This window comes from Pseudomonas sp. CM27 (assembly GCF_013179515.1).
Lineage (GTDB): Bacteria > Pseudomonadota > Gammaproteobacteria > Pseudomonadales > Pseudomonadaceae > Aquipseudomonas.
Window position 1 is genome coordinate 1 of record NZ_JABMCN010000142.1, and the last position, 6,831, is coordinate 6,831.

General features: G+C 60.3%; 7 protein-coding genes. All 7 read right to left on the reverse strand.

The genetic code is table 11. From position 1 onward, the window contains the following. The coding region (locus HP547_RS17795) for a nitrilase-related carbon-nitrogen hydrolase (RefSeq protein ID WP_172286972.1) at positions 1 to 572 on the reverse strand (572 nt) is incomplete at its 3' end. Next, on the reverse strand, positions 560 to 1,708 hold the full coding sequence (locus HP547_RS17800; protein ID WP_172286973.1) for a pyridoxal phosphate-dependent aminotransferase: 1,149 nt from the start codon (positions 1,706 to 1,708) through the stop codon (positions 560 to 562). The genes HP547_RS17795 and HP547_RS17800, both read right to left, overlap by 13 nt. A gap of 181 nt (positions 1,709 to 1,889) precedes the next feature. Next, positions 1,890 to 2,795: an RHS repeat-associated core domain-containing protein gene (locus HP547_RS17805; protein WP_256676366.1), complete on the reverse strand. Its 906-nt coding sequence runs from the start codon at positions 2,793 to 2,795 to the stop codon at positions 1,890 to 1,892. Between the two features lie 283 nt (positions 2,796 to 3,078). Further along, positions 3,079 to 4,542, reverse strand: a complete 1,464-nt coding sequence (gene der, locus HP547_RS17810) for a ribosome biogenesis GTPase Der (RefSeq protein ID WP_172231896.1) — start codon at positions 4,540 to 4,542, stop codon at positions 3,079 to 3,081. Between the two features lie 116 nt (positions 4,543 to 4,658). Next, entirely contained in the window at positions 4,659 to 5,801 is a 1,143-nt protein-coding gene (gene bamB / locus HP547_RS17815; RefSeq protein ID WP_172286975.1) for an outer membrane protein assembly factor BamB, read from the reverse strand. Continuing rightward, positions 5,802 to 6,443: a tetratricopeptide repeat protein gene (locus tag HP547_RS17820; protein WP_172286976.1), complete on the reverse strand. Its 642-nt coding sequence runs from the start codon at positions 6,441 to 6,443 to the stop codon at positions 5,802 to 5,804. It lies immediately after the preceding gene. A gap of 38 nt (positions 6,444 to 6,481) precedes the next feature. After that, positions 6,482 to 6,831 (reverse strand): His/Gly/Thr/Pro-type tRNA ligase C-terminal domain-containing protein (locus HP547_RS17825; protein ID WP_256676367.1); only part of this gene is annotated, 350 nt, incomplete at its 5' end.

The window sequence follows — 6,831 nt, forward strand, 5'->3', positions numbered from 1 at the left end:
TCGATGCCCCGCGCCGGCAGCAGCCTGTTCCAGTGCTGTCGGCGCGCCGCTGGCCAGTTGGCGGTGTACAGCAGCAGGTCGGTGTCCTGGGCGTCGCGGCTCCACACCGGGAAGCGCAGGTCGTAGCAGATCAGCGGGCGAATCCGCCAGCCCTTGAGCTCGAACTGCACCTGGCGCTCACCCGGTGTGTAGTGTTTGTGCTCGCCGGCCATGCGGAACAGGTGGCGCTTGTCGTAGTGCAGGATCTCACCGTCCGGGCGCGCCCACAGCAGGCGGTTGCGGTGGCTGCCGTCGGCGGCCTGGATGATCACGCTGCCAGTGATCACAGCGTTACGCTTCTTCGCCTGCGCCTTCAGCCATTTGTACGTCGGGCCGTTCTCCGGCTCGCACAGGCTTTCCGACTGCATCGAGAACCCGGTGGTGAACATTTCCGGCAGAATCACCAGGTCCACCTCGCCCACTTGCTCCAGCAGCACCTCGAAGTGTGCATAGTTGGCTTCGCGGTCGTGCCAGGCCAAGGTGGTTTGCACCAAAGCGACTCTCAGGTTAGGCAAGGTACTTAGATCGCGCATAATTTTTCCGCTGCCTGGCGCAGCGTCTCCTCTCGTTTGGCAAAGCACAGGCGTACCAGGCGTTGCTCGGGGATGGGTTGCTGGTAGAACACCGATACCGGGATGGTCGCCACGCCGTGCTCGCGGGTCAGCCACAGCGACATGTCGACATCATTCAGGTCCGGACGGATCAGCGAATAGTCCACCAACTGGAAATACGTACCCGTCGTGCGGGTGAAGCTGAAGCGCGAGCCTTCCAGCAAGCCGCAGAACAGGTCGCGCTTGGCCTGGTAGAAGGCTGGCAGTTCATCGATATGCTCGGGGTGCTCAGCCATGAAATCGGCCAGGGCGCACTGCAATGGCGTCACGCCGCAGAAGTTGACGTACTGGTGCACCTTGCGCAACTCGGCGGTCAACGCCGGCGGGGCGATCACGTAGCCGGTCTTCCAGCCGGTAACGTGGTAGGTCTTGCCGAACGAACTGACCACGAAGGCCTTCTGGTACAGCTCATCATGGGCCAGCACGCTGGCGTGGCGCACGCCGTCATAAACCAGGTGCTCATACACTTCATCGCTGACCAGGTAGATATCGCGCTCGGCAATCAACCGGGCCAGCTGGTCGAGGTCTTCACGGGTGATCAACGCACCGCTGGGGTTGTGCGGCGAGTTGAGGATGACCATGCGTGTGCGCGGGCTCAGGGCGTCACTGAACTTCTGCCAGTCGATACGGAAGCTGCCGTCGCTCAGTTGCACATGCACGCAACGGCCACCGGCCAGCTCCACAGATGGCTCGTAGCTGTCGTAGCAAGGGTCGAAGACGATCACCTCGTCACCGGCATGGATCAGCGCCTGGATCGCGCAGAAGATCGCCTCGGTGGCGCCGGGGGTGATGGTCACTTCCTGGTCGGCATCCACCCTAGCCCCGTACAAGCGCTCGACCTTGGCCGCCACTTGCTGGCGCAGGGCTGGCAGGCCGGTCATCGGCGAGTACTGGTTATGCCCGGCGGCCACATGTCGGCCTACGGCATCGAGCAGTGCCTGCGGGCCGTTGAAGTCGGGGAAACCTTGCGAAAGGTTCAACGCGCCGGTTTGCACGGCGAGCTGGGACATGGTGGTGAAGATGGTCGTGCCGACATTCGGCAGTTTGCTGCGGATCATGGAGCCCTCTTTCCTGGGGTGTATCCGGCACGGGGTGGAGTCCGAGCATAGCGGATCGAGCAGTCAGGAAAAAGGTTGAAACAATGGGGGTATTGCGCTGGATCAAAGGGCCGTCTGTACAGAGCAGGCCCTTTCGCCAAGTTCATCATGGGCAACGGTAAACAACCGATCAGCGCCGCCATCAGCCCGTCCTCACACGACTCATCTCACCCTGAGGAGGCTGATCAACACGAACATTCGAATTAGCCTGTTGAGCTTTGGCACTAACTACCAACATAGCTTGTTCGGCCTTAACATTGAGTTTTGCTTCATTTACTGCCCATTGATAAGCCGAAGAGTCTAACTTTGCATCAATACTATCTTGAAATTCGGCATAACCCGAGAGGTAGCGTTTCACAGTGTCTTTAATAACATCCTCGTGACCAATGTACTTATCTTTACCTATCTTTTTCCCCAGCCATGCAAAAGCAGGCCCTCCCTCCACATAGGCTTCTTGAATCCCTAGCTTGGCCGCGGAAGCGATAGCCTGCCCATCCTTCAGTTTCGTCCTTTCGCCAAGGTCGATCACGCTTCTATAATACGCCGCCATTTTTTCGTTAGAATTTTTGACGACCTTAAGATTCGCTCTCAACTTATTTAGATGACGCGTTTCAATATGACCACTAGGATCTGTCTTGTTGATCGGATCATTCCTGCAGTAGCTATAAGCATTGAGAACATGAAAGGGTGAAATACTATCAGGCGAGATGAACCGCATCGTGCCAGGATTGTAGGCACGATAACCATTACCTAACAAATATAGCGCCATCCCCGAAAGCAAGTACTCTCCATTGAAACCTAGCTGAGTCGCCTCAGACAAGGTTCCAAACCTCCGACCGTAAGGTGTATACCGGAACCCCAGCAACTTATTTTCGCTCGCAGCCACGCTCACGGTCCCGCTGAGTTCGCAAGCGAGCAATGATGCTGGAGAACCGTCACCAGAACGATCACACAAAATCACTTCTTTCGTACGCACATAGCGCGATGCACGCTCACTCGCTACAACACTGACAAAGGTATTTTCTTGATAGAAGAAACTCGCTGCCATGTTGATTATCTCCAACATCAACGGAATGGTTTGCGAGGTAATTTCCCACGTTCATCCGAGAAGGGAAACTGGTAGAAATGACATACGGCACAGGGCACCTTTGTGCATAGCCGATTTTTTTGGGGGGGAAGTTCGAAACCATGAGGGTATTGCGCTGGATCAAAGGGCCTCTTCGCGGGTGAACCCGCTCCTACACAGATCGCACAGTCTTAGAGGACAGCGGAGTACCTGTGGGAGCGGGCTCATCGAGGCGTCGAACCGCCGCGAAGAAGCCGACGCACAATCAGCGCTTGTCGCGGCGCTTCTTCTCGGCCTTCTTGTGGTGCGACATCAGGCGGCGCTTCTTGTTGACCTGGCGATCGGTGAGGGTGTTCTTCTTGCCCTCGTACGGGTTCTCACCGCCCTTGTACTCAATGCGGATCGGCGTACCGACCAGCTTCAGCACCCGGCGATAGGTGTTTTCCAGGTAACGCGAGTACGACTTGGGAATCTTGTCGGTCTGGTTACCGTGGATCACGATCAGCGGCGGGTTGGCACCCCCCAGGTGGGCATAGCGCAGCTTGATGCGGCGACCGTTCATCAGCGGTGGCTGGTGCTCGCTCACGGCGTCTTCGAGGATCTGCGTCAGGCGGCTGGTCGGCCAGCGGGTGACCGCCGACTTGAACGCGGCCTGTACCGACTTGTACAGGTTGCCCACGCCGGTGCCGTGCAGGGCGGAAATGAAGTGGATGTCGGCGAAGTCGACGAAGAACAGCCGGCGCTCCAGCTCGGTCTTCACGTAGTCGCGCTCACCCGGCTCCATGCCATCCCACTTGTTCAGGGCGATGACGATGGCACGGCCGGCTTCCAGGGCGAAGCCCAGCAGGTTCAGGTCGTGGTCCACCACACCTTCGCGGGCGTCCATGACGAAGATCACCACGTTGGCGTCCTTGATCGCCTGCAGGGTCTTCACCACCGAAAACTTCTCGACTTCCTCGTGGATCTTGCCGCGCTTGCGCACGCCCGCGGTGTCGATGAAGGTGTACTTGTCGCCATCGCGCTCGAACGGGATGTAGATACTGTCGCGGGTGGTGCCTGGCTCGTCGTAGACCACCACACGCTCTTCACCGAGCATGCGGTTGACCAGGGTCGACTTGCCGACGTTCGGCCGGCCGATGATGGCGATCTTGATGCCATCTTTCTCGCTCGGGCCGGGGATGCGTACCGCTTCCTCGCCTTCGGCGACTTCCTGATCGAGCGATTCCTCTTCGGCATCACGCGGCAGGTGACCGAGCACGGCTTCCATCAGGGCGTTGATACCACGGCCCTGGGAGCCCGCCACCGGAATGGCGTTGCCCATGCCCATCGGCGAGAACTCGGCGCGGGCAACGTCCGGGTCGATGTTGTCGATCTTGTTGGCCACCAGAATCGCCGACTTGTTCCGCTTGCGCAGGTGTTCGGCGATCATCTGGTCTGCCGCCGTCATGCCCGCGCGGGCATCGACCAGAAACAGCACATGATCAGCTTCTTCGATGGCCATCAGCGACTGCTCGGCCATCTTCTCGTCCATGCCCACTTCGTCACCGGTGATACCGCCAGTGTCGATCAGGATGAAGGAACGACCCTGCCAGCTGGCATCACCATACTGGCGGTCACGGGTCAGGCCAGACAGGTCACCGACGATGGCATCGCGGGTCTTGGTCAGGCGGTTGAACATGGTGGATTTGCCGACGTTCGGGCGGCCCACCAGGGCAATTACGGGAACCATCGGCTCTCCACTCTCGAATTCTTGAAAATACAAAGGCCGCTGCAAGGCAGCGGCCGGAGGTCTGGCGGCGTGTCCTACGCCGCGGCTTGAAGCCCGCCAAGGCTTCAAGCATAGCTTCAGCGGATGGTCAGTGCCTCGAGCTTGCCGCTGTTGCCGAATACATAGATGGTGTCGCCGACCACAAGTGGGCGGGCGCGCAGGCCATCGCTGTCGATACGCTCACGGCCGACAAAGCGGCCATCGACCTGGCTCAGCAGGTGCAGGTAGCCCTCGAAGTCACCCACGGCCACGTAGCTGGAAAACACTTCCGGTGCCGACAGCTGACGGCGGGCCATGGTGTCGTTGGTCCACAGGGCGCTGGAAGAACGCTCATCGACGCTCTCGACGTTACCCGAGGCTTCGCTGACGTAGACGTTACCGTAGCCCTGGGCGACACCCACGTAGCTGGAAGCATCACGCTGCCAGAGCACACGGCCGCTTTCCAGGTCCAGGCCCGCTACGCGGCCCTGGTAGGTGCTGACGTACAGGGTACCACCAGAAAGCAGCAGACCACCGTCGATATCGACCACACGGTCCAGCTCGGAACGGCCCTGCGGGATGGCCACGCGGCTTTCCCACACAGGCACGCCGTTGTTGATATCCACCGCCACCACCTTGCCGGTGGACAGGCCGGCAACCGCCAGACGATTGGTGGCAATCGGAGCACCGGTGCCACGCAGGGTCAGCACGGCCGGAGTGCTTTCGTAGATCCAGCGGCGATCGCCAGTGGCGGCATCCAGGCCGATCAGGCGATCGTCCTGGGTCTGCACCACCACCACATCACCGTTGTTGGCCGGCGGGGCCAGCACTTCGCTGGTCACGCGCGAACGCCAGCGTTCTTCACCGGTGGTCGAGTCCAGGGCGATGACTTCACCCTTGAGGGTACCGAGCATGACCAGGCCGTAGCCCACGCCGACAGCGCCGGAAACCTGCAGCTCCAGGTCCTTTTTCCACACAACGTCACCGGTGATGCGGTCCAGGGCGAAGACTTCGCCGTTGACGTCGGAAGCGTAGATGCGGTCGTTTTCGATGGCCGGTACCAGGGTGTTGTAGGTTTCACCCTGGCCGTCGCCGATCGAACGGCTCCACTGCTTCTTCAGCACCACTTCCTCGGTGAACTTGGTCAGCTCGGCCGGTGGCAGTTCCTTCTTGCTGTTGCTGCTGCAACCCGCGGCCAGTACGGCCAGGGTCAGCACTGCTGCTTGTTTCCAACCGATCACTTACGCGTCCCCTTTGGCCAGGTCATCCAGCTTCAATTGCAGGCCACCGACCGCCGCCTCATCGGACAGCGCAGCCTTGGCTTTTTCGTAAGCGCTGTGCGCATCGTCGGCGCGACCCAGCTGTACCAGCAGGTCACCCTTCAATTCTTCGCGGCTGGCCAGGAAGGCCTTGTCGGCGTCGCCATCAAGCAGCTTGAGGGCGTCCTCGGCCTTGTTCTGGGCAGCCAGCACACGCGCCAGGCGCTGGCGCGAAATCTCGCCCAGGGTCACATCGGCCGGCTTGTCCAGCACGCTTTTCAGCTCGGCAGCGGCGTCGTCGAGCTTGCCGCTCTCGACCGCGACCTTGGCCACGAACAGGCTGCCGTACTGGGCGTAGGCGGTACCACCGAAATCGCTCTTGAGCTTGCCGGCCAGTTCCGCCACCTTGGTGGTATCTGGCTGGCCAGTCGGCGTCAGGCTGGTCTCAAGCAAGGCCTGATACAGCTGCGAGGCACCTTGGGACTGGTTGTTCTGGTACTTGTGCCAGGTGTTCCAGCCCAGCACCACCACGCCAGCCAGCAATGCGCCTGTCAGCAGCGGCTTGCCGTTGCGGTTCCACCAGTCCTTGACCCCTGCCAGGTCATCATCATCGGTACTCGACACCCCAATACTCCTTTTCGCCTATTCGTTGTTGAACCGCGTTACGCCTGAGCGATCGCGGTTTCCAGGTGCTCTGCAAGAGCATCCCAGGCAATGTTCTGTTGTTCGCCCTGGCCACGCAGGGGCTTCAAGCCGATTTCCTGCTTTGCCAGCTCGTCATCGCCGAGGATCAAGGCGAACAGTGCGCCGCTCTTGTCGGCTTTCTTGAACTGGCTCTTGAAGCTGCCACCGCCGGCATTGACCGCCAGGCGCAGGCCCGGCAAACGGTCGCGCAGGCTTTCGGACAAGCGCAGGCCGGCCAGCTCCGCCTGCTCGCCAAAGGCGCACAGGTAGACGTCGATCTGACGGCTGATGGACGCAGGTACCTTGCCCAGGGTTTCCAGCAGCAGGA

Bases quoted from the DNA above. Each gene is read 5' to 3' on its own strand.
- der (WP_172231896.1), bottom strand. From the start codon at position 4,542: ATGGTTCCCGTAATTGCCCTGGTGGGCCGCCCGAACGTCGGCAAATCC.
- HP547_RS17800 (WP_172286973.1), bottom strand. From the start codon at position 1,708: ATGATCCGCAGCAAACTGCCGAATGTCGGCACGACCATCTTCACCACC.
- HP547_RS17805 (WP_256676366.1), bottom strand. From the start codon at position 2,795: ATGGCAGCGAGTTTCTTCTATCAAGAAAATACCTTTGTCAGTGTTGTA.